This is a genomic window from Serratia sp. PL7 (genome assembly GCF_945957435.1).
Map to the genome: position 1 here is coordinate 127,913 of NZ_CAMFLB010000017.1, position 22,120 is coordinate 150,032.

Annotated in this window: 19 protein-coding genes; 5 read left to right on the forward strand and 14 right to left on the reverse strand. The window is 51.5% G+C overall.

Translation table 11 applies throughout. The features are described from left to right. The 7 genes from N6G83_RS38880 to N6G83_RS38910 form a co-directional block, all read right to left on the reverse strand. Positions 1-1,392, reverse strand: coding sequence for an efflux transporter outer membrane subunit (locus N6G83_RS38880; RefSeq protein WP_409529734.1), 1,392 nt, complete (start codon positions 1,390-1,392; stop codon positions 1-3). After that, positions 1,389-3,344, reverse strand: a complete 1,956-nt coding sequence (locus N6G83_RS38885) for an ABC transporter permease (RefSeq protein WP_211136038.1) — start codon at positions 3,342-3,344, stop codon at positions 1,389-1,391. The genes N6G83_RS38880 and N6G83_RS38885 overlap by 4 nt, the downstream gene beginning before the upstream one ends. Next, the gene (locus N6G83_RS38890; protein ID WP_211136037.1) at positions 3,337-4,512 is read right to left on the reverse strand and encodes an efflux RND transporter periplasmic adaptor subunit; all 1,176 of its coding nucleotides are present in this window, start codon (positions 4,510-4,512) and stop codon (positions 3,337-3,339) included. Before N6G83_RS38890 ends, N6G83_RS38885 begins: the two co-directional genes overlap by 8 nt. Then, entirely contained in the window at positions 4,512-6,659 is a 2,148-nt protein-coding gene (locus tag N6G83_RS38895) for a peptidase domain-containing ABC transporter (RefSeq protein WP_211136036.1), read from the reverse strand. Before N6G83_RS38895 ends, N6G83_RS38890 begins: the two co-directional genes overlap by 1 nt. Before the next feature lie 24 nt (positions 6,660-6,683). After that, entirely contained in the window at positions 6,684-7,631 is a 948-nt protein-coding gene (locus N6G83_RS38900) for an ABC transporter (protein WP_211136035.1), read from the reverse strand. Continuing rightward, a complete protein-coding gene (locus tag N6G83_RS38905) occupies positions 7,631-8,299 on the reverse strand; it encodes a DsbA family protein (protein ID WP_024531047.1) in 669 nt (222 codons plus the stop codon). The genes N6G83_RS38900 and N6G83_RS38905 overlap by 1 nt, the downstream gene beginning before the upstream one ends. A 659-nt stretch (positions 8,300-8,958) precedes the next feature. Further along, the gene (locus tag N6G83_RS38910) at positions 8,959-9,252 is read right to left on the reverse strand and encodes a hypothetical protein (protein ID WP_211136034.1); all 294 of its coding nucleotides are present in this window, start codon (positions 9,250-9,252) and stop codon (positions 8,959-8,961) included. Positions 9,253-9,644: 392 nt separating this feature from the next. Between N6G83_RS38910 and N6G83_RS38915 the strand changes: the two genes are divergently transcribed. The 3 genes from N6G83_RS38915 to N6G83_RS38925 all read left to right on the forward strand — a co-directional run bounded on the left by N6G83_RS38915 (position 9,645) and on the right by N6G83_RS38925 (position 14,304). Beyond that, the gene (locus N6G83_RS38915) at positions 9,645-10,730 is read left to right on the forward strand and encodes an efflux RND transporter periplasmic adaptor subunit (RefSeq protein ID WP_211136033.1); all 1,086 of its coding nucleotides are present in this window, start codon (positions 9,645-9,647) and stop codon (positions 10,728-10,730) included. Beyond that, on the forward strand, positions 10,730-13,810 hold the full coding sequence (locus N6G83_RS38920; protein WP_211136032.1) for an efflux RND transporter permease subunit: 3,081 nt from the start codon (positions 10,730-10,732) through the stop codon (positions 13,808-13,810). The genes N6G83_RS38915 and N6G83_RS38920 overlap by 1 nt, the downstream gene beginning before the upstream one ends. 119 nt (positions 13,811-13,929) lie before the next feature. Continuing rightward, a complete protein-coding gene (locus tag N6G83_RS38925; protein ID WP_024484999.1) occupies positions 13,930-14,304 on the forward strand; it encodes a lysozyme inhibitor LprI family protein in 375 nt (124 codons plus the stop codon). A 41-nt stretch (positions 14,305-14,345) separates the two neighbouring features. On the opposite strand, the gene N6G83_RS38930 is transcribed toward N6G83_RS38925, so the two are convergent. Together N6G83_RS38930 and N6G83_RS38935 are read right to left on the reverse strand one after the other, a co-directional pair. Next, entirely contained in the window at positions 14,346-14,567 is a 222-nt protein-coding gene (locus N6G83_RS38930) for a hypothetical protein (protein ID WP_021179822.1), read from the reverse strand. Between the two features lie 181 nt (positions 14,568-14,748). Continuing rightward, entirely contained in the window at positions 14,749-15,519 is a 771-nt protein-coding gene (locus tag N6G83_RS38935) for a hypothetical protein (RefSeq protein WP_211136031.1), read from the reverse strand. A 219-nt stretch (positions 15,520-15,738) separates the two neighbouring features. Here N6G83_RS38935 and N6G83_RS38940 point away from each other — a divergent pair, with 219 nt between their 5' ends. Continuing rightward, positions 15,739-15,957 (forward strand): hypothetical protein, encoded by a 219-nt coding sequence (locus N6G83_RS38940; protein WP_024531042.1) that lies wholly within the window; start codon positions 15,739-15,741, stop codon positions 15,955-15,957. A gap of 2 nt (positions 15,958-15,959) precedes the next feature. Beyond that, positions 15,960-16,295: a low molecular weight protein tyrosine phosphatase family protein gene (locus tag N6G83_RS38945; protein WP_065684463.1), complete on the forward strand. Its 336-nt coding sequence runs from the start codon at positions 15,960-15,962 to the stop codon at positions 16,293-16,295. A gap of 100 nt (positions 16,296-16,395) precedes the next feature. On the opposite strand, the gene N6G83_RS38950 is transcribed toward N6G83_RS38945, so the two are convergent. Genes N6G83_RS38950 through N6G83_RS38970 form a run of 5 tightly spaced genes read right to left on the reverse strand, consistent with a single transcriptional unit; the run spans position 16,396 to position 21,661 of the window. After that, positions 16,396-17,496, reverse strand: coding sequence for a spore coat U domain-containing protein (locus tag N6G83_RS38950; protein ID WP_074029753.1), 1,101 nt, complete (start codon positions 17,494-17,496; stop codon positions 16,396-16,398). Beyond that, positions 17,484-19,814 (reverse strand): fimbria/pilus outer membrane usher protein, encoded by a 2,331-nt coding sequence (locus N6G83_RS38955; RefSeq protein ID WP_211136030.1) that lies wholly within the window; start codon positions 19,812-19,814, stop codon positions 17,484-17,486. Before N6G83_RS38955 ends, N6G83_RS38950 begins: the two co-directional genes overlap by 13 nt. Before the next feature lie 49 nt (positions 19,815-19,863). Further along, complete coding sequence (locus tag N6G83_RS38960) at positions 19,864-20,571, reverse strand: molecular chaperone (protein WP_211136029.1); 708 nt, start codon at positions 20,569-20,571, stop codon at positions 19,864-19,866. Positions 20,572-20,602: 31 nt separating this feature from the next. Next, a complete protein-coding gene (locus N6G83_RS38965; RefSeq protein ID WP_074029747.1) occupies positions 20,603-21,112 on the reverse strand; it encodes a spore coat U domain-containing protein in 510 nt (169 codons plus the stop codon). Between the two features lie 9 nt (positions 21,113-21,121). Further along, positions 21,122-21,661, reverse strand: a complete 540-nt coding sequence (locus N6G83_RS38970; RefSeq protein ID WP_024531036.1) for a spore coat U domain-containing protein — start codon at positions 21,659-21,661, stop codon at positions 21,122-21,124. Positions 21,662-22,120: the final 459 nt, after the last annotated feature.

Consider the following 22,120-nt stretch of genomic DNA (forward strand, 5'->3'; position numbering starts at 1 on the left):
TCATCCTGTTATATCACCGTCTTTTGCCACACCGCCGCCCAACGCCAGCCACAGCTTCATGGTGGCATTGAGGTAGTTGTACTGCAGATCTGACAAATTGCTTTCAATGGTCAATAACGCATCCTCGGCCTCCAGCAAGGTCTGGAAAGAGACCGCACCGGCCTGATACTGGCTGCTGGCCAGCGCCAAACGCTGCTGACCAAGCCGCAGGTTGCGTTGTTGATTGATTTTTTGCTGTTGATAGCTAAGCCGTTGCGACATGGCGTTATCCACGTCGGCCAACGCGTTGTAGACCTGGCTGCGGAAAGTGATCGCCGCCTGCTTGACGTCCAAATCGGCTATTTCGATGGTCAGTTGCACGGTATTCCAGTTCAGGAAGGGTAAAGCAACACTGCTCCCCAAGCTTCTGCTCGGGTTACTGAACCACTGCTGGAAAATCGTGCTGCCCGCATTGAGTGAAGCACTCAGCGAAAGCGTAGGATAGAAGTTCAAGCGCTCCACATCCGACCCTGCCAGCGCAGCACGCAAGTTCTTTTCTGCCGCCTGCACATCAGGCCGACGAGCAATGACGACTACCGGCAAAGCGCTCGCTACCGGCACTTCCTGATTGATATCCAGGGAAGGGCGTTCGGCCTGACGATCGGTGGGCGAACGGTTGAACAGGATCGCCAGCGCATTACGGTTCTCTTCCCGCTGTTGTTGCAGCGTGCGGTGAGTGTTCTCACGATTAATCAGCGATTGCTGCGCCTGTTGCAGGTCGAGTTGCCCGGCGGCACCAGCGTCATAACGGGATTGCACCATCGCCAGCGTCTGCTGGCCAATTTCCAGCCCCGCCTGCTGTTGCTTGATTTGCTGATTAAGGTTGGCGATCTGCCAATAATACTGCGCCGTATTGCCGATGAGCGTCAGCGCGGTGTTTTGCCGATCCTGTTCCTTGGCCTCAGCCTGCCACTGCGCCTGCTCCCTGGTTCGCGCCAGTTTGCCCCACAAATCCAATTCATAGCTTAGCTCCAGCCCACTGCTGTAAGACTCTGTGGAGTTCGTATTCTGGCGTAGATTCTTGCTATTACTGACCCCGCCGTTTGCCGTCGCGGTTGGCGTCAGGTTGGTATTCTTCAGCCCAGCCGCCAACCTCGCCTGCTGGAGTTGCAGCCCGGCAATGGCCAGATCGTTGTTGCTGGTCAGCACCCGCCCAATCAGCACGGAGAGCTGCGGATCGTCGAAGTTATCCCACCAATGCTCGGTGTGTTGCAGAAAATCGCTCCCGGTCTGCTGCATCCGCCACTCGGCAGGTACTGACAGCATTGGCCGCTGATAGTCGCTTTTCGTCAACGAGCCACAACCGCTCAGCAGCAGGGGCAACAGTAGTAGAGGGAGTTTGCTCTTCATCATTCGCGCGCCAACGCCTCCGTGGGATGCAGACGCGCCGCGTTGCGCGCCGGGAAAAAACCAAAACCCAGGCCGATCAACGCCGAGAACCCACAGGCCAGCACCAGCGGCGGCCAGGTAAAAATCATGGTGAACTCCTGCGTCACCAGGGAGAAAATCACCCCGGCCAGCCCGGAGCCAATAATGCCGATCAACCCGCCCAACGAGCAGATCACCATCGCCTCAATCAGGAACTGACGCATGATGTCTGCGGGCCGCGCACCGACCGAAAGGCGTATGCCGATCTCATGGGTGCGTTCGGTGACCGACACCAGCATGATGTTCATCACGCCAACCCCACCCACCAGCAGAGAAATCCCGGCAATGGCGGTGATCAGCAGCGTCATGGAATCCGAGGCTTTACGGATGGCCTTGGTCATCTGGTCATTGGTCTGGGTGAAAAAGTCGCGCCGGCCGTGCATCTGTTCCAACAGCCGTTCGACGCGCCCCTGTGCTTCGATAAGCGAAGTCCCTTCGTGCACACGCAGCATAATCGACTCGATCGGCATATCGCCGGACATGCGCTCCAGCACCGCGGTATAAGGCATCCAGGCACCCAACATCATGCCGCTGTATTTACCGCCTTTACGTTCGGCAACGCCGATCACCCGGTAAGGCGTACCCGCAAGCTGAACGATCCCGCCCTCAGCCACTTCATCCGGCTCAAACAGTGTGTCGCGTAATTCCGGATCGATGATCACCACCGGCTCACGCTCATCCAGATCGCGCCGGGTAAAGCCGTTGCCGGAAAGGAAATTCAGGCCCTGCACACGAAAATAGGCGTTGCTGATACCGGAAATCGAAGCCATCGCCTCTTTGCCACCGCGCACTGCGGCCACGGTATTGCTGACCACCGGCGACACGCTGTCGACAAAAGACTGGTGCTCCAACAGCTCAACATCAGCCACCGTCAGCGAGCGGGCGAGGTCCGGACGCGGTTTATCCCACCCCAGGCCGGGGCGAACATCTAACGTGCTGGTGCCCAATTGGCTAATTTCATTGAGTATATTTTGCCGAGCGCCCTCACCCACCGCCATTGACGACACCACTGAAGAGACACCGATAATGATGCCCAACATCGACAAAAAGGCCCTTGCTCGGTGCCCCAGCAACGCACGCCAGGCCATCTTGACCGCCTCTTGCACGCTCGGCCAAAACGGGTTGCGCCCGGTAGCCGCGGCAACCGGCAGCGCAGGTTTGGTTTCCTGTAGGGCTAGCACCTCATTACGCTGGTCGGCCACGATCTCGCCGTCGCTGATTTCGATGATGCGCTGCGCCTGATTGGCCACGTCCCGATCGTGGGTGACGATAATGATGGTATGCCCCGAACGGTGCAGCGAGTGCAGGATCCCCATCAGTTCCTGGCCACTGGCACGGTCGAGCGCACCGGTCGGCTCATCGGCCAGAATAATTTCCGCCCCGTTCATCAACGCCCGCGCAATACTGACGCGCTGCTGTTGCCCACCGGAGAGTTGTGCCGGTTTGTAATCCATCCGGTGCTGCAACCCAAGCCGGGTAAGCAGGTATTCGGCCCGCGTCTGGCGTTCTGCCGCAGGCATCGCGGTATACAGGGCGGGAATGGCGACGTTTTCGGCAGCACTCAGATAAGGCATCAAGTGATAACGCTGGAAAATAAACCCGATGTACTGGCTGCGTAACTGGGCCAACTGCTCACTGCTGGCGAGTTGGGTGGAGATACCTTTGATTTGCATCTCGCCCTGTGTGGGCTTGTCCAGGCAGCCGATGATATTCATCAGCGTGGATTTCCCCGAGCCAGACGCGCCGATAATCGCCACCATTTCGCCACGCTGAATGGAGAGGGTGATATTTTTCAGTACCGCCACGGTCTGCAACCCGGAGACAAAATGCCGGGAGATGCCGCGCAGTGCGATCAAGGGAGCGGATGACTTAACCATTGCTAGCACTCCCGGCTGAATGCTGCACCAACACTACGCGATCGCCCTCTTTCAGCCCCTCTTTCACTTCGGCAAACTGGCGGTCGTTCAGACCGATGCGGATCCAGCGTGATTCAAGCTGTTTACCGTTCATCACCTGTACCTGATAACGATCTTTACCCTGCTGTTCACCAAAGGCGGCCACCGGCACGCGCAGGGCATTTTTCACCTGTTCGGTGATAATAAAGACCTGGGCGGTCATCGAGGTGCGCAACAGACGTTTGCTGTTGGCAATGGCAAACACGCCGCTGTAATACACCGCCGAGGCTTGCTGATTGGCAGAACCTGACGAGTTGCCTTCCTGCAAGGCTTCGTTCGGGGCTTCCTGGATCGAACCCATCACGCTGTCGTAGCGCTGTTTTGGATCGGCAACAACGTAGAACCACAGCGGTTGCCCCACGCGCACCTTCAGGATATCGGTCTCCGAAATACGGGTGTGCACCGTCATGGTGTCCACATCCGCCAACACCAGAATGGTCGGGACGGTTTGTGACGACACGATGGTCTGCCCTTCTTTAGTGACGATCCCCAGCACTTCACCGTCGATCGGCGCGACGATGCGGGTGAAGCCCAGATTGGCTTTCGCGGTTTGCTGCTCCATCTGCGCCTGAACGATCTGCGCATCGTTGACCTTCAACTGGGCAAGCTGGGTTTGGTACTGCGCCTGCGCCTTCTCCAGATCGCTTTTCACGCCTGAACCATCGCGATCCAGCTTCATCTGACGCTTCAACTCCTGCTGATACTGCTTGAGCGTTGCCTGGGTGACCTGCTTCTGCGCCTGAGCGCTTTGCAAGGCAGCCTCCGATTTACGCAACTCATTCTGTTGCAAGGTCGGATCGATTTCCGCCAGCAGTTGCCCTCGGGTGACGCGCTCGCCCTGCTTCACATACAGCTTTTGCAATTGTCCGTTAACCTGCGCACCGACGCTGACCTGCAGCGCTGGTTTGAGGATACCGGTGGCCAACACGGTTTTCTCGATATCGCCACGGGCGATCTCTTCGATGTCATCGGTATTATTCTGCGTAGGCCCAACGATGAACCAGGCGATCGTGCCGATCAACACCACCTGACACAGCAAGGCAATCGGCACTAGCCTGCGTTTATCCATGCCAAATATTTGCAACTTCATTAACTCATCGCCGTGGTTAACGCCGCTGGCGCTTCAAGCTCCGTGGCAACGCTCACCACATGGCCGTTACTCACGCGGTATACCCGATCGAACATCGGTAATACGCTTTCGCTGTGCGTCACGGTGATCAACGTTTTATGCTGCTCGCGGCAATGTGCCAGCAAGGTGGTCATCACCTGGTGCGCCGTTTCCTCATCCAGGTTGGCCGTAGGCTCATCGAGCACCAACACCGGACGATCGCTGTACATAGCTCGCGCCAGCAGCAGACGCTGGCGTTGCCCAAGAGATAGCCCTGCATGGCTTTCGCGGATCAGGGCATTCAACCCCCCCGGCAGTTTTTCTATCACCAAGCTCAGATTCAGCCCTGCAAGGGAGCGCTCGACCTGCCGATGTTTGCGCTCATCAAACCTCTCATCAAACAGGGTGATATTTTGCAGCACCGAGGCATTGAACAAGATGTCCTCCTGGCTTTGCAGGAAGAACAACGCGTGCACCTGCTGATAATCGAGCGGCTGGCCATCAACAATCACCTGCCCCTGCTGGGGTGTCATCAGGCCGGTCATCACCTTCAGCAAGGTGCTTTTTCCCGCACCCGACTCACCCACAATGGCAATGCTTTTCCCCGGTTTGAGCGACAGGGAAAGGTCGTGCAATACCGGTTGCTGGGCGTCATAGGCAAAGGCGATATTTTTATAACGTAACTGCGAAGTGAATTTAGGGATGGGGGCAGGTAGCGCATCCTCCGCCCTATCCTGTTCAGACCGCGACGGGAACAAGTCTCTGGCGCGGGTATCGATCACGTGCAGTTGGTTCTTTTGCAGGACGGAGTAGAAAATCTTGGTGATATAAGAGGTGAAGATTTCACGCACAAAACTGTAGGCAAAGAACTCACCCAGCGTGATAGTGCCGTTTTTCAGCAACGGCAGCGCCAGCAACATAAAGAACACCATCTCCAGGCTACCGATCAACTGATACAGACTGCTTTTGACCTGCTCGTACATCTTCTGCTGTTGGCGACAGGTAAACAGCGCCAGAGCAAACTTGGCGAACATCCCTTTACGCTGGCTGTCCAACCCGGCGGACTTGATGGTGGAGAATCCTTGAATACTCTCCAGGATAAAGTCGCTCTGCTCGGCGGTTTTTACCTGCAACTGCTGGGTGTAGAAACGGTCACGATAGATGGCCCAAACGCTGACCAACCCCATCAGGGTGACCCCCACACCAGACACCATGGCCAGCAGCGGGCTCATGTAGCACATCACCGCCAGTGCGATAGCGCCGATGATCCAATCGGTACGCAGGCCGTTATCCAGTTCGATTTTAGTCCCCGACGCCATCTGCCAGTTGGAAAAACGGCTGAAGACTTCGCCCGGTGCGCGTTTATCAAAGAAGTTCAGCGAATTGCTGAGCAAGCGCGAGAATCCAGCCACGCTGTTGATCACCACAAAGCGTTTGATAAAGCGCTCGGTGATCCAACGCACGCCGAAGGCCAGCGTGGTCGAAACGACAAATGCCAACAGGAAGTAGAAGTAAGGGAAGTCGGTTTCACCTACGCTGGAAAAAACCTGATTGATGGCGCTGCTGACCATCGTCGGCATGATAAACAGCGTTAAAGAGATCAGAAACGCCAGTATCATCAGCCGGTAAATACCGGGGATACGCGCGGTTTCTTTCAGGCTCATGGTATCGGACGCACTGAAGCGTTTACTGGGCTTAACATTGGCCAACGCCTGAGGGTCAGGCTGGGCTTCACTGTCCAGTACCAACGCATAACCGCTGATTTCCATTTTTAGCGCATCAATAGGCAACAGTTGCTGGCCAATGCCTGGGTTCATCACGCAAACGTGATTACCTTTACGGTAGGCCAACACCACATAATGGCTCGCCCCATAATGCAAAATGGCGGGCAGCGGTATTTCCGCCAGTTCACCGTGCTCGAAGGCAACGGGATAGGCGGGCATCGCCAGCTCGGCCATGATGTCGCACAGTGTGGCCAACGAGGTGCCATGCTGCGAGGCAGGATAGCGCTCACGCAGGCTTTCCAATGGCGCACTGATGCCCTGCGTTTCCGCCATCATGGCGATGCAGGCCAGTCCACATTCATTCGTTTCGCCTTGAAACACCAGCGCCGGGATTATCTTTTCCATGATCTGACTTCTTCAATTTCCAGGTTATTCATTGATAAAAAATAACGAATGTGAGTGCCATAACAGCCAATCTTCAGGGTGCCTGACTATCGACGTTTCAATCAGTTCCGGCAGTTTGGCTTTCAGGTTGCAGGCCGCTATCGGCGGATCAATGTAGATCTTTATTCCCTGGTCGTAATACAGGTAATAAGAGACCACCTGCGCAGACAAGGCTCTGGCGATTCGAATAACGCCGCTGTGCAGGTTGGCCGGGCGATCAAACAGGCGACAACGGAGCTTCGCCGTTTTTGCCTCATTGGTATTGACGGTGTAATCCGGCGAGATATCGGGGAAAATCATGATATTGCATTGATGATCGGCCGCCGCCATAATCGCGCTCGTCAAATTACCAGCAATCGCCCGGTTATCGTCATGGATAGAGCAGTAAGACAGGTTAATTCCCGCTTGCTGTCGCGTTCTTTCCTGATAGACCTCTGCACTGGCAGAAACCACTACCGTTGCCTGCCCCGGAAAAACCCCGGCCCCTACCATGCCAGCCAGCACGTCAGAGACCATATGCAGCGGTGCAAGCACCACCGGTTGCCCTGCTCGGTGCAAGGGCTCAACTACCGCGTTGAGCTGCACCTGACAGTGCTCCAACTGGGCCAGGAGCTGGGCATTACCGGCATAGGCAGCGGCCAGATCCAGCAAGCGACGCCGCTGACTGATCTTGGCAAAATCCACCTTGCGGCCATCGTTAATCAGGCATTGCTTATTGGCTGCGGCCACAAAAGCACGCCTGCGTTCCCCCCGGTTACTCAACCGCAGCCAGCGGCTAAGCGCCGCCAGCCCAAGAAACCAACGATAATCACCATGCCGCAGCAACCAGCAAACGGTCTTGTTCTGTGCTCTGCGCAACGGCAAAAAACTCCGCGCGACTTTTGCCAAGGCATCTCTCCATGCCAGGTAAACCCACACGGCAAAGAAACGCATTATTGCTCCAGCGGTTTATCATGCTGCAGCAGCGACAGCAGGTGATCGGCAAACTCAGGGAAATCGCGATCCTGCAGGGCCAGCCACTTCTTGCTGACGATAAAGGTTGGGGTCGCGTTGATTTTGTAGTGATCGGACACGGTGGTCATATAGCGCAGCAACTCTGCGACCTGCGGAGTTTGACTGGCTGCGTGATAAGCCGCGAGGTCGATACCGTTCTCCGCCAACCAGCTATCACGGTGTTGAGGATGACTCAGATCGCTTTTTTGTTTGATGACGGCGTTATAGGCACTTTCACGGTGCTGCGGTTCAATGCCCATCACCGTCAGGGTGGCAAATAATGGGGCGAAACTTGCTAGGCCATTGCTCTGTGCATTATTGAGATGCAGGCGGACCAGTTTTGTACCTACTGGCATACGCGCTTCCAGCTTGGCAATATTCTCTTCGTTTATGGCACAGTAGTGGCAGCCGTAAGAGAATATCTCGACGATGGTATTACTCTCGTTGATCGGGCTATTTTTGATCTCGTCATCGCTGACGGCAACCAGAGCTTGCTGTTCGATGCCCTGATTCAATACAAAATAGTGGAAATAGGCCGTCGTGATCAACGAGGAAATAACGATAATCGCCAAGGTGTAAATGAGAAGCAGCAGGGGTCTTTTGAACATAAACCGTACATCCTAAAAAAGGCACACCAATGAGATCTTATAACGGAGGGATAGCCATTTTTATTTAGCACGTAGCGCCGTTGGCAAGCCAACAGCCATTACATCCCTGTCCATCAATAAGCACCATTTTCAAACAGGCCGATGCAAAAATCCTATCGCACCAGCCCAAACTTATATCCTGAAACTCAGGAAGAGCTTACGGTCGACCAGCCGGGCAGTTGGCAGGATCAACAGAGGAGCTAGTCTGACTCACAATTCGGCCATTCTTATCCAGGCAAGTTCTAACGACATAGCAAGCACCACCAGCGCCACCCACATACTCAACAGCACAGACTCTTTTACATTTACCACCAACAATTGCACCTGCATCTAAGGTATTAACTTTTTTCACAGTATCGTCCTTTTTATAAAAGTGAAACAAAAACAGCCCGAGTAACATCTATCATCAGTGATAGAGTAATCCTACGCTTGATATAAAGGCACGATTAACCATACCTTTATTAAAGCGCAAGAAATTAGGTCAAACTGAATTATTTCGTTCTTTCAAAAGAGTTATGACCCAAGGATAGCCCGACGTTTAAAGCAGATCAATAATAATTTTTGTGGCAATTGCCACATTACAAAAAAATCATAACACCGCTAATACAGGATGTTTCTCGTTAAACAATAAGATTGAATACAATAAAAAATACGCTACTAGATATACCGTAAAAAATAACAATAATTAATAAAGGATAATTCCCTGAGCGTAAAATCAGCCCCGCATCAAGAACGAAAGATATTAAAGAAAATCTAAACGGTATTACGAGGTAATAATCGGAAGGAGAAAGCGGAGCAACTTGCAATGTTGATAACGCGAGGTGTACGGCAATGGGCTTTTTATCATAGCCAACACAATAATGCGGAAAATGATTCAGATCATAACCAGGAATCTTCTTAATCCGTACCATCATCGGCATCCTGCCACCGCGGGTACTCATTATCTTAGTCGGGAAATCATTAGCGTTGATAGATTAGCCATAGCCAAAAACCGGGCCGACGGCATCAACTGAAGATAATTTACTCACATTGGCAAACGGCATACTAAGCTTGAAGAGTCTACGAGTGGTTGAAACTGAAGGAAACAATATGGGTTGCGCACGTCCGCTAGTGGGTAAGGGGAATAGCGCCGGGAGTGCGTGAAATCCGAAGTGGTTGTGTCCTACGGTCACAGTAGCAAGATTAAGTTCTCGCAGCAGCGTGAACAAAGGCCGGAGCTGGCCTAGACGAGCGGTAAGACGTGATGCATATGGTCAACGAGTTAACTCATCGCTCCCCCTAAAATCCGATCCTAAGAGATTGCATCATGAATATAAAACTGGTTGCCGTTGTGCTTTGCACACTTTTTCTTACTGCCTGTGACAGAGAGACGCCGAAAGAACCCGCAAGCGTCCGTCCGGTGAACATTTTTGAGGTTAGCAACAGTGCCCAGCAAGGAGTACGCATCTTCCCTGCCAGGATTATCGCAGGTGACCGTACCGACCTGGCCTTCAAGCGCCCAGGGCAACTGCAGCAATTGCTGGTGCGCGAAGGCGAACGAGTCAACCAGGGGCAAGTGATTGCCGAACTAAACAGCAATGACGCACGCCTGCGGCTACGTGATCGGCAGGCCACATTCGATCTGGCGCAGGCTCAGTTCAATCGTTTCGCCACCCTGAGTGCCCGCAATGTTATTCCCCGTGCCGAACTGGATGTTCATCGCGCAGCGCGTGACTCGGCACAGGCCGCCTTGAAGTTGGCCAGGGAAGAAGTGAGCGATATGCAAATCCGTGCCCCCTTTACCGGTGTGATTGCCACGCTCACTGCCCGTAACTATCAAGTGATCCCGGCAGGCCAACCGATAGCGACCCTGAACTCGCTGGATTCGCTGGATGTAGTCTTCAGCATCCCCGAAAATCTGTTCATTGTGATTGATGAAAACAATGCACAGTACCAACCTATTGTTCTGTTGAACAACTTGCCAGGCCGCGAGTTTACCGCCCGCTATAAAGAACACACCACCAATACCACAGCGGGCTCATTGACCTATCAAATGACCCTGACCATGCCGCGCCCACAAGATCTGCCACTACTCTCGGGAATGAGCGGCAGCGTGAAAATCAATCTCGGTAATCTGGCCGGGGCTTCGCAGAAGGCCAATGTCATTGTGCCCGTAGAAGCGATATTTAACCCAGATAACAGCCCACGCAATCAGCCCCATGTGTGGGTGATCAAGGAACGTGATGGCAAACTGTTTGTGGAATCTCGTCAGGTTGAAACCGGACAACTGACCGCGAACGGAATACAGATCGTCTCCGGTCTGGCCGATGGTGAACGGATTGTCGCCGCCGGTACTCGCGAACTGCGCCCAAATCAGGAAGTGCGCGCCTGGGTCCGTGAGCGAGGTCTGTAATGAAACTGACAGAGAACTTTATCAACAACGGCACCCGAATCTGGCTGGCGATCCTGCTGCTAGGTATTGGCGGCGTGCTGGCATTTCTCAACATCGGCAGGCTGGAGGATCCGGCCTTTACCATCAAGACTGCGGTGGTGGTCACCCGCTATGACGGCGCTTCGGCCCAGCAGGTGGAGGAAGAAGTCACCCTGCCACTGGAAAATGCCATTCAGCAACTGCCTTATATCGACAACATTACCTCCATCTCCAGCGTGGGGCTGTCGCAGATCACCATTAATATCCGTGCCGAATACGGTGCCGCTGAACTGCCGCAAATCTGGGATGTGTTGCGCCGGCGCATTGGCGATGCCGCGATACGGTTACCGCCCGGTGCCAGCCCTCCGATAGTGAACGATGATTTTGGCGATGTGTACGGCTTCTTCTTCTCGCTCTATGGCGATGGCTTTAGCAATCAGGAGCTGCGCAACTTTGCCGAGCTGCTACGCCGTGAGTTAGTGGTGGTGCCGGGCGTAGGTAAGGTAGGGATTGTCGGGGTGATCCCGGAAGAGGTGCAGATTGAGATTTCCCGCGCCCAGATGACTGCCGCCAATATTATCCCACAGCGGCTTTACGATCTGTTGAGCCGACAGAACGTGGTATCCAACGCCGGGGATCTGTTGGTGGGCAGCGAGTCGATCAGGCTGCATCCCACCGGGGAATTTGCCAGCGTGCAAGAATTGGGGAACCTGCTGATTAGCGAGCCAGGCAGCCCGCGCAGCGTTTACCTGCGCGATATCGCCACTATCAGCCAGGGCGTAACCCACTCCCCCAATAATATCTACCGTGCCAACGGGCGGCCTGCGCTCTCCATCGGCGTATCCTTTGCCCCGAATGTGAACGTGATTGTGGTGGGCGAGGCGGTCAAGGCCCGGTTGGCCCAACTGCAAGCAGAACGCCCCGCCGGGATGGATATCAGCGTTTTCTACGATCAGTCCCATGAAGTAGAAGGCGCGGTGAACGGCTTTATCATGAACTTCTTGCTGGCGCTGCTGATCGTGGTCGGCACCCTGCTGATCTTTATGGGGGTGCGTAGCGGGCTGGTGATCGCCGCTTCGCTGGCGCTGAACGTGCTTGGCACCCTGCTGATCATGAAGCTGTTCAACATTGAGCTGCAGCGCGTTTCGCTCGGGGCGCTGGTGATCGCCTTAAGTATGTTGGTGGATAACGCCATTGTGATCGTCGAGGGCGTGCTGGTTGGGCGGCAACAGGGTGAGAAGACCCTGCAGGCCATTAATAACGTGGTCAAACGCACCATGTTCCCGCTACTGGGGGCGACGGTGATTGCCATTCTGGCGTTTGCACCGATCGGCTTATCCAACGATGCCACCGGGGAATACTGTAAGTCACTGTTCCAGGTACTGCTGATTTCCCTGATGCTGAGCTGGTTCACCGCCTTGACCCTGACGCCGGTATTCACCAAATGGGCGTTTGAAAAACAGAAAATGGCCGAGCCAAAACCCGATGAGCCGGTCAAATCCCCTTATGATGGTTGGCTGTTCCGTGTCTATCGCAATCTGTTGGGCAAACTGCTGCGCCAGCGCACCATTACGTTGGGGGTGCTGGCTGCGTTGATGGTCGTCTCGGTGATCGGCTTTGGCAACGTGCGCCAAAGCTTCTTCCCGCCGTCCAATACGCCGATCTTCTTCGTCGATCTCTGGCTGCCCTACGGCACCGATATCGCCTACACCGAAAAGATTGCAGCCCAGATCGAGCAGCATATCCAGGCGCAAGACGGCGTCAGCGATACCATGGTCACCATCGGCCAGGGGGCAATGCGCTTTATGCTCACCTACAACGCGCAGCGGCAATATTCCAACTATGCACAGATAATGGTACGAGCCAAACAGCTCAACCAGATCCCGGGTATGATCGGCCAAATAGAGGGCTACGTACGCAACAATTTCCCCCAGGTGAACGCCCAGGCCAAACGCATCATGTTCGGGCCATCGAATAACAGTTCCATTGAGGCGCGCTTTATCGGCCCGGATCCCAACGTCCTGCGAACTCTGGCGGCCAAGGCAGAAACCATCGCCAGCGCGGACCCCAATGCCGACGGCGTTATGCACGACTGGCAACAGCGCAGCAAGGTCATTCGTCCGCAGTTCTCGGATTATCTTGGCCGTGAATTAGGGGTGGATAAACGCGAAATCGACAGTGCACTGCGCATGAGTTTTGGCGGGATCGCCGTTGGCCTATATCGTGATGGCACACGGTTAATGCCGATTGTGTTAAGAACGCCGGACTCGGAGCGGTTGAATGCCGAACGGTTGAACGACGTGATGATCTGGAGCCAGGCACGGCAGGCGTTTATTCCTATCGACAACGTGGTTAACGGCTTTACAACCGAGTGGGAAGATCCGCTGATCATGCGCCGGGATCGCAAACGCACCCTGACGGTTCAGGCCGATCCGAGCTCCCAGAGCGGTGAAACCTCTGCCGAACTGTTGCAACGCATCAAACCGGATATTGATGCCATCCCATTACCGCGCGGCTATGAACTGAATTGGGGCGGCGACTATGAAAGTACCAAGGAAGCCCAGGCAGGGTTGTTCACCAGCCTGCCGGTGGCCTTTGTGATCATGTTCATCATCACCGTGCTGATGTTCAGCTCACTAAAAAATGCCGTCGCCATCTGGTTGACCATTCCACTGGCCTTGATTGGGGTAACCGTAGGCTTCCTGCTAACCGGTATTCCGTTTGGCTTTATGGCGCTGATTGGCCTGTTGAGTTTAAGCGGCATGTTGATCCGTAACGGCATTGTATTGGTAGAGGAGATCGGGTTACAGCGACAGGAAAAACCGATCCTGGAGGCCATCATTGACGCTTCTACCTCGCGTTTGCGCCCTATCCTGCTGACGGCCTTTACCACCGTACTCGGCCTGGCCCCACTGCTTAGCGATGCTTTCTTCCAGAGCATGGCGGTGGTGATCATGTTCGGCCTGGGCTTCGCTACCGTGCTGACGTTGTTGGTGCTGCCGGTGATCTACAGCTGTATGAACTCCGATAAGCAAAAGGTCACACCGCAAACCGAGAGCTAAGACTTAAGTAAGGGCACTGCATAAGCCCGGTTGAATATTTGTATTCGATCGGGCTATTGCAAACGCGGGCATTGGTTTACTGTGTAGCCAGTTCAAAACCAAACACGGAGAAGTGCAAAGTGATTAAAGAAACAATCTTGGGATGTTCGCTGCTGTTGGTCTCTGCCACAGCGTTGGCCGGGGGTTGTGACAGCCCGCGTACCCCTTATGACGTGACCTACTGCGCGGCATTGGAGATGGTGCAGTTGGATCAAGAGATCAATGTGCAATACAAAAAGGTGATGGGGCTACTGACTCAGCCGCAAAAGCAGACGCTGAAGCAGTCGCAGATCGAATGGCTGAAAAATCGGGACAGTCAATGTAGCGACGACTCCATGATCAATGTCGCTTGCTCAAACAAGACCATGCAAAGCCGTATCGATTTTCTGAAAAGCGTAGAGCGGGAATGCAAGAGTACCGGCTGTGACAGCAAAAAACTGGCTCAACAGCAGTAATAGGATCGGGGCGCCGACGCTGCGCCCCGACTAAAAAATCACTATTTGGTTAACGCGATAATGCCCAATGTCAGGCCAGCCACCGCTGCCGCCCCGCCTGCAATCGCCCCTGCGGTTTCCCAGTTATCCTGGGTGGTGCCTTTCATACAGGTATTGGTATGAACCAGACGGCCTTGGTCATCATAGACCGGTACGCAAGGCGACTCGGTAGCACACCCGGACAGTAAAACGGCCAGCAGGCCCGCTGCAATAAACTTACTCATACTCACACCTCGGCGTTCAACAGCCAAAAAAACATCAAATGAATGAAAATCGCGCCACTGTACCACCGATACCTATAGCGATGGATCCGGAATAGTCGCAAAATGTGTGAGGGTGAAACAATTAAGACCGCCAGGATCGCTGTTTCTGCTTGATCATCTGGATTGGCTGAAATCGCTTAAGTTAAGGCTTGCAGGTATTTTTTCGCCGCATGTCATCGATCAACGCTTCTGCTTGCGATTTTGACAGCTTACCGAATACTTTCTGCATACTCTCACAGGTGGGTAACTCACTTGATGTATTCGCAGAGGGGGGATTATAGAAGCTCACAATCCCGGCACCGAGCACCATCAACACAGGAATGGCAAACTGGAACAGCTTAAGTTTGCTGTAGGGCACCTTCCACCGACGCGTTGCATCATAGCCCTCAAGGGATACCAAGCTGCCATAAGGTATGAGGCAAGCCGAGGTTCGTTGCATGCCGTAATCTTTTTCTGCCCGCTCCCACAGATTAGCCGGGATCACCAGGAATCTCAGCGTATCGTCGATCGCACCTTGAAAGAATAACCGGAACACATAGCGGCTTCTCATCAGCCTTTGCAATCTTTCCAAATCGGCGTCAAACATTTCACTGCCCACTTCGGAACAGTTAAACAGGTGCTCTCGCCCCGCAAAGCAAACGGTTGCAACTTCATAATCATCGTCAATCTCGACGGTCAAAACGTCAGGCCCCAAATACTCCGCCAAGTATTCGAGAAATACGCCCATACCCTCCGTCCAATCCAGCGCGATGTCAAACACGCTGCTGAAAACATCAAGATAATCATCCTCAGGACCACAACCACTGAGAATGTCCGGGTGACGCGCAATAAGCGATGCTTGCACCTGGCTCACTTTGGTTTGCTTAGGATCCTCAAAGAGCGAACTGAACTCTTCCCAGGTTGGCCTATTCATTGGGAAACCTCCTTGTCGCTTTTCCAGCTCCTCACTCTATCAGCACAATGGCCGAGGGAGCCAAGCAAAATCAGTACGCTCGACTTCAATCTGGGGGATCAAGACGATTTATTGTTTATAGCCGAAATGTTAGCATTACCGGGCGGCATATGATGCTGCTGCACTACCTCTCGTATTATCGCGGCTGCTGAACCCCGATAACACCGATGAGGCATTAACATGACTGACATACGTGGCCGGGCCTGGCGCCTGGTTAATAACAAACGCAACAAACACCGTGAGATGGGGGATTTTCAACCCAAGTTCACCAAAGAGAAGCGGTGGAAAATGCTCTACACCCGCTCACATAAAATAACGCGAGCGAGTCAATTAGGCATAGAGTATCCGCAGATATCCCGCGCCGTAGCCCGGCGTAACGCACTCGATGAGATCGAATAACCATGAATGTGCTGTTTGTCTGTAGCCGTAATCAATGGCGCAGCCCTACCGCAGAACGCATCTGGCAGCGGACTCCCGGCCTGACCGCAAGGTCGGCCGGGACCAGCCGTCATGCCATAAAAACGGTGACACCGGAGTTATTGCACTGGGCAGATATGATTTTTGTCATGGAGCAAAAACACAAAAACCGGCTGGTGGCCGAGTATCGCCGCCTGTTGGAACATAAACCGCTGCATGTTCTCGATATACCTGATGACTACCAATATATGGACCCCGAACTTATCACTCTACTAGAGCAATCTACTGAGCCATTCCTGTTGCCTTTCATCCTGAAATAATCTTCTAGGGTACATGTCCCCGTAAGTGGTGGATGCCAGTAAACGCTCTCTGCTCATCCAGATTAACCTTTCCTGAATTCCAGGTTCAACGTACTAATAATCAATAGGATAACGTCATCGTAACGGTATCTTTATAGCTCCCCGCCGGCACATTCTGTTGTGATGGATCGGTAGCATAGAAGACTCTCAATTTTTGCTCTTTGCCATTACCCTCCCCCGCGGCTTGATTTGCATCCCATACCTGAGTATGTAATTCATCTTTATACATCTGGTAACGTAAAAAAGTATCCGAGGTCTGTGATTTCATCTGGTGCCAACCAATGCTGTCGTTCTCCCCCTGAAAGCTAATGGTATAGGGGGTCGTGTTAGTACAACGCAGGGTAATATCTTGCGTTTGCGTCAGCTCCGATGAAAAGGCACCATCAAAATGCACATCTGGGGTATTGATAATGCGGCAGTCGTCTTTCAGCGTTGCCGCCAAGGTAACCGTCGGGTTGTTATTACCACCAATGTTAATATCAGGACTCCACCAGCGGCCAGAGGCCACCTGCCCGTCGAGACGAAGAGTAATTTTATCAGAGTAAGCTCCTGGTATAGGAGGCGATAAGGAAATCTTTTTCGGATCGGTGGTGATATGCACATGCGCAACGTAAACATATGGCCCTTTGGGGATAGGGAATACACGACCGTTACCGCACGTTCCCTTTATTGCACAATCATCAGGCATTTCTCCATCGGTGACTTTCTGAAAAATCTGCGGCATCAGAGAAGGAACAGATGCATCCGTTCCCCAATTGTAGGTTAATTTTTTATTCACCGTATCGACGCAAAGCAGATTGGACCCATGATTACCAAGGCAAAAGACAAAGGGCAATAAACTTTGGTTCGCCTGATTTGCCGACATGGCCAGAAAAGAAGTCGCGCTATTATGCTGCTGCTCTACCACTAACCCCATATGCTGAGCATCTCCGCTGGTTATATCGGGCGCTTCATAGCACCAGACATGAACCGCTTGGCTGTAATCCTGCGGGGTATCGGCCAGATCCAACGGAGAAACTGCCCCACCCGCAGTGAAATCGACTACCTCATCCGTCCAGCTAATATCACAGATCCTAGACCAGTTTAGGGTAGCAGCCCAAGTCGAAGGCACAAAAGTCAGGCTAAGCACCAGCAAAAGAAAATGCAGGGTTATCGTGCGCATGTCGCTACCTCAATGCCGTGTTTATTTTGGGGGAAAAGCTGGAAGGAACACCGTTTTTGTCCGTCCGAAACCAGCGTGTAAGTCTCGGTCACCCGCGGCCTTTTCATTGAAACCAAGTCACCATTACCCAACAGCGCGACGGTATGGTGATGTTGATCCTGGATCTCGCTTCCTGATGTGAAAGTCACTCCACGTGGCGGAACAAGGCGCAGCAATACTTGGTCATTCAAGTTTTGTAGGGAAAACTTCGCGCTGTAACCCGAGTTTTCCGGCACAAAGAAACTCTTTCTCACGTCAGTGACATTGACATCTTCAGGCAAATAGGAAGGATCGATCGTGACCAGATTTTTTTCATAGGGGACGACGTCACTGATAAAACCAATCCCCTGATTATTCGTTTTGCCTTTCAAGGCTCCATCCAGGTAATACGGGACCCCCTCTACGCCATAGGTGTCCACTTTGACAAACGCATTTCCCACCGTTTTGGTGAAAAAGACGCTTTTATCCATAAACACCACACTCCCCTGCAGCCCAGCCCATGGCGTCAGATCCCTGTAACCATATGCCCCACCACTGGCGCTGAACGCTGGCGTTTTCCAAGTGGCAGACATATCGCGATAGCCCATGTCGGCATTTCTCTCGCGGCTATAATTCAGATCCCAATCAACCCCTAGCTCTGAACCGGAGTTATGCGTCAGTGAAACGACATTCGTACTGGCGTTACTGTTGCTCTGCATATTTTGTACACCGATTCGGGTATTACTGCCGAAAGGAAGTGATATCCCTAGCATAAAGTTATCCGCCCGGTCCTCAGAGAAGGCTTTACTGTAGGAAATCGACAGACTGAAAAGGTTGGCGACAAGGGTACTGTAAGACAGATTGGCTATTTTATGCGTAATGCCAATATCATCGCGCTGATATATAAGCCCAGCCCCCAGGACGCCAGCCGAAGCGCCAAGTGCATAAGAAGCAAAGATCTGATCCGAGGCTAATGCACTACCGTAATCAGAATCAAAACTGTCCAAATCCCGGTAGCCGCCGCTTGAGCGGATGTGACTGATGTTAATATTGGCGCGCTGGAATTGTTTGCTGTAACCAAGGTATTCTCTGGCACCTCGCCGCGAGTATTGCGCATCACTCATGGTAACCGTGGCATCAAGACGGCCCCAGCTATTCATATTGAACTGGACTCCGCCCCCCATCATCTTCAACCCGTCCGCGCCCTCAATATGGGAAAGTGCGGTGAGGCGGTCGGTCATACCATAGCGATAAGTACCACTGAGGGCGATATTCTTGTATTGATCATCCTGCCAACCATAATTGTAGCGCAGCGCTCCAACTGAAAAATTGAAGTCGCTTAATCCAGGACGCAGCATGTCAGTCTGGATACTGTAAGGAATACGGCTAGAGACCTGCCGACCATTCGCATCGGTGGTCACTACCGTCATAGTTCCATCACCATTAATAAAAGGGATATTGTTGATAACATAAGCGCCAGGATCGACATGAGAACTGGCCGAACGATAGCCATTCACAAAAAAGTCTAGCGAAGAGGGCGTCGAAGCAGTGCCTCTCAGACGCAGAGAGGGATAAGTGACAATATCGGGGCGTAGCGTGTAGTCCCGACGGAGCTGAATTCCCCCCATGTAGACACCACCAAAACCATTGCCAGAATCGGTTTGAATATCACCAAGTATCAGTTTTTGTGCACTGTTGCGATTATTGAAAACCCAACTGGTATTCAGCCGCTTGAATCGGGAATAGCCGTGCCCTCCTTGATGGAGATCGATATACTGCCCGGAAAGATTCACGTAGCCAAAGTGATTAAAGTAGCGCCCGTTCATCCAGGAAGAGAAATAACTACTGTTACGAGGGTGCTCATCATAAATATCGTAATCAAAAACAAAGCCTGGTGTTACATTCTCAGCGTAATAGGGGGAATTCCAGCGATCAGGGATTTTAACGAGCTGTAATGGTATCCAATCTGGAGGGATATCAATCGCCAACTCCAGCGTTTTGGCATTATAAATGGCGGTGACACCGCTGATTTTGCTGATGTCCACATAGTGATCTTTTACCTGATAGCCTGCATAACGAATGTGTAGGCTGTCCAGAGTCTCTGTAGACAGAGCAATCATACTGCCATTCATGATGACCCGCTCAGGATAGGGCAAATGTTTCCCGTTTTCGCTAATATTGACCATGAAAATATGGTCCTGCCTTGCGTTGTTCTGGGCGGGAATAGTGTCAACGTAGGTTGCTGCATGAACCATCGCCGTCGGTATTATGATTAGCAGAGATAACGTAATCTTATTCATTATCATTTCGCTCTCGCTCTCAGCCAGGCGCAGGGAAAATTGCTGCTACTTATCTGGATGGATGAATTTCCAAAGCGCTTGCAGCAGCTGGAATTAAATGATCATGAGGGAGTACGAACGCCATTTTGGCATTTGGCAAAACATAGCTGACGGGAATATCCTGGTGATAGCATGCTTTTTTTCCACATTTAAAATCAATGGAGGTGATTTTTACGTGCGTCTTATCATGATTCTCTATCCATAGCGTATTTTTTTTAACAGACCAGATTAAATGATGTTCTTCTTTTGGTACACCGTCTGCACCAGGAAGAATAGCGGGTTGCAACTCTTGCCCATAGACAAACAGGGGGAGAATATATTGCATGCGGATTTTTATATTGTTCTGTGTGCTCTTTTGATTTACATCAGGCGTCGGTAACTCGTCGATAATAACCTTTAAGTCATGCTCTTTTTCGCCTTGATTCTTGATACCATATATCCTTATCGGGATCTTTTTTTGCGGCGGGATAATGGTAAAAGCAGGTACCGTATAAACCTCATTTTGTTCCGAATACAAGTTCTTAGAGTCTGCCTGTTGCCAGTTCAATACCCTGACTTGCAGACTGACACTTTCACTACCTACGTTTTTTAACCAAAAAACGCTGTTCTTAGCACTACCAGTAAAAGAAATCGTGACCGGCCAGATTTCCATATTTGCTGCGGAAAAGCAATGAGTAGAAAATGCCAGCATGGCAAAAGAAAAAAGGAATTTATTCATGCGGTATTCCACCAAACAATTTATTTTGCATTTAGTAAGAGACAGTTATAGTTGCTGTATCTGTATAATGACCTGGTATAAGTGGAGATGGAGGGTGATTTATTTCCACGTCAATTTCAATTTTGTTATTTAACTCATCGGGGGTGAATATAATGGGCGTTTCCCATTCAATCTTCTTTCCCTCTTTCACTGCAAAAATCTGATAGGGGATCAGTTGATCATTTCCTCCATCTAATGCTAGCGCCCGGTTTCCCCCGCTTAAGGAATGCTGCCCACCATCAATGCTAATGGTTGCGTTAGCACCAGGTGTACACTGCAGGTTAAAATAGGTTTGGCTGGAAACTGAGGACTGACCAATCAATAGATCAGGCAGATCCACAGAAAGTTTATTGCTCCCTATGAATCTGCAACCGTTATTAATAGTGGCCGTGACATCAAACTTCGCGCTGACTTGCTGGCCAGCCTTAGCCTGTACAGGGGAATTCATGGTGGATAACCCCAGCACCAGTATCAAGGATGTTGAAGACAATTTGATGCCCATGACCTTCAATTACCAGCTTATGGTGGCTTTAATGGTGTCAGTATACTTCCCAGCCTGAGCATTTTGTGGAACCGTGGCCTTAGCATAGAGCACGACATCGCCAGAACTGGTGATTTTTACTGGCTCATTCGGCTTGATAATACTGGTACCTTCCTGATCGCTGGAAAGGGTATAGGGCATTTTCGTTGTACTATCTTCATTCAACATATTGTACATGTCTTTATCACCCTGTTTCCCTGCGTCTAATGTCAATGAAGGCTGTGCTCCCGCCGTACATTGAACATTCATTTTATCTTGTGCGTTTAGTTGAGAGCCTGCGGTTGCGCCAGTATCAGGAAAAGCTAACGTCATCCATTGCTGACCATCAGCGACAGTCGATAAGTCATTGGGTTGTTGGGCAGATTTAACAACGCAGCCGGGTAATACATTCAAGGAAACTGAAATTTCACCAGAAATAGAGCTGCTATTTACACTAGCATTAGCCACGACGGAAATGGCCGCACCAAGTAAAAAGCACAAGCTTCTTGCTTTAAAAAAATGACATTTCATTACAACCTCTTAAATATTAATTAAGAATTTTCGCAAAAGACTAAATCAATAACACCTACAGTAAAACACGTTATTACCAATGAAAAAACCTCAATCGATCGTTTTTATCTATGTTACAGATTGGATATAAAACACAACAATCCCTTGTTTTAATTGCCATTTATAGTGAGTAAAAAAATCTGTTGAAATCTTTAGTTTCATAAATAAAAATAGCCTTACATAAATATATTTTTTTGATTTACACTTTGATATATCCCCTTACCAATTCCGTTATACAAAATAATTATCATCATTCAAAAAATGAAAGATAATTTTAATGGGAAATCAGGCCAAAACACAAAAATAGAGTTCAATAATAATTATCATTATTGAAGTGATAATGGGATATATTATCTGAATAAAGTCATTATCATTACTGGTAATATTACAACGTATGGTCTGCCATCCGTGGGCCAGTAC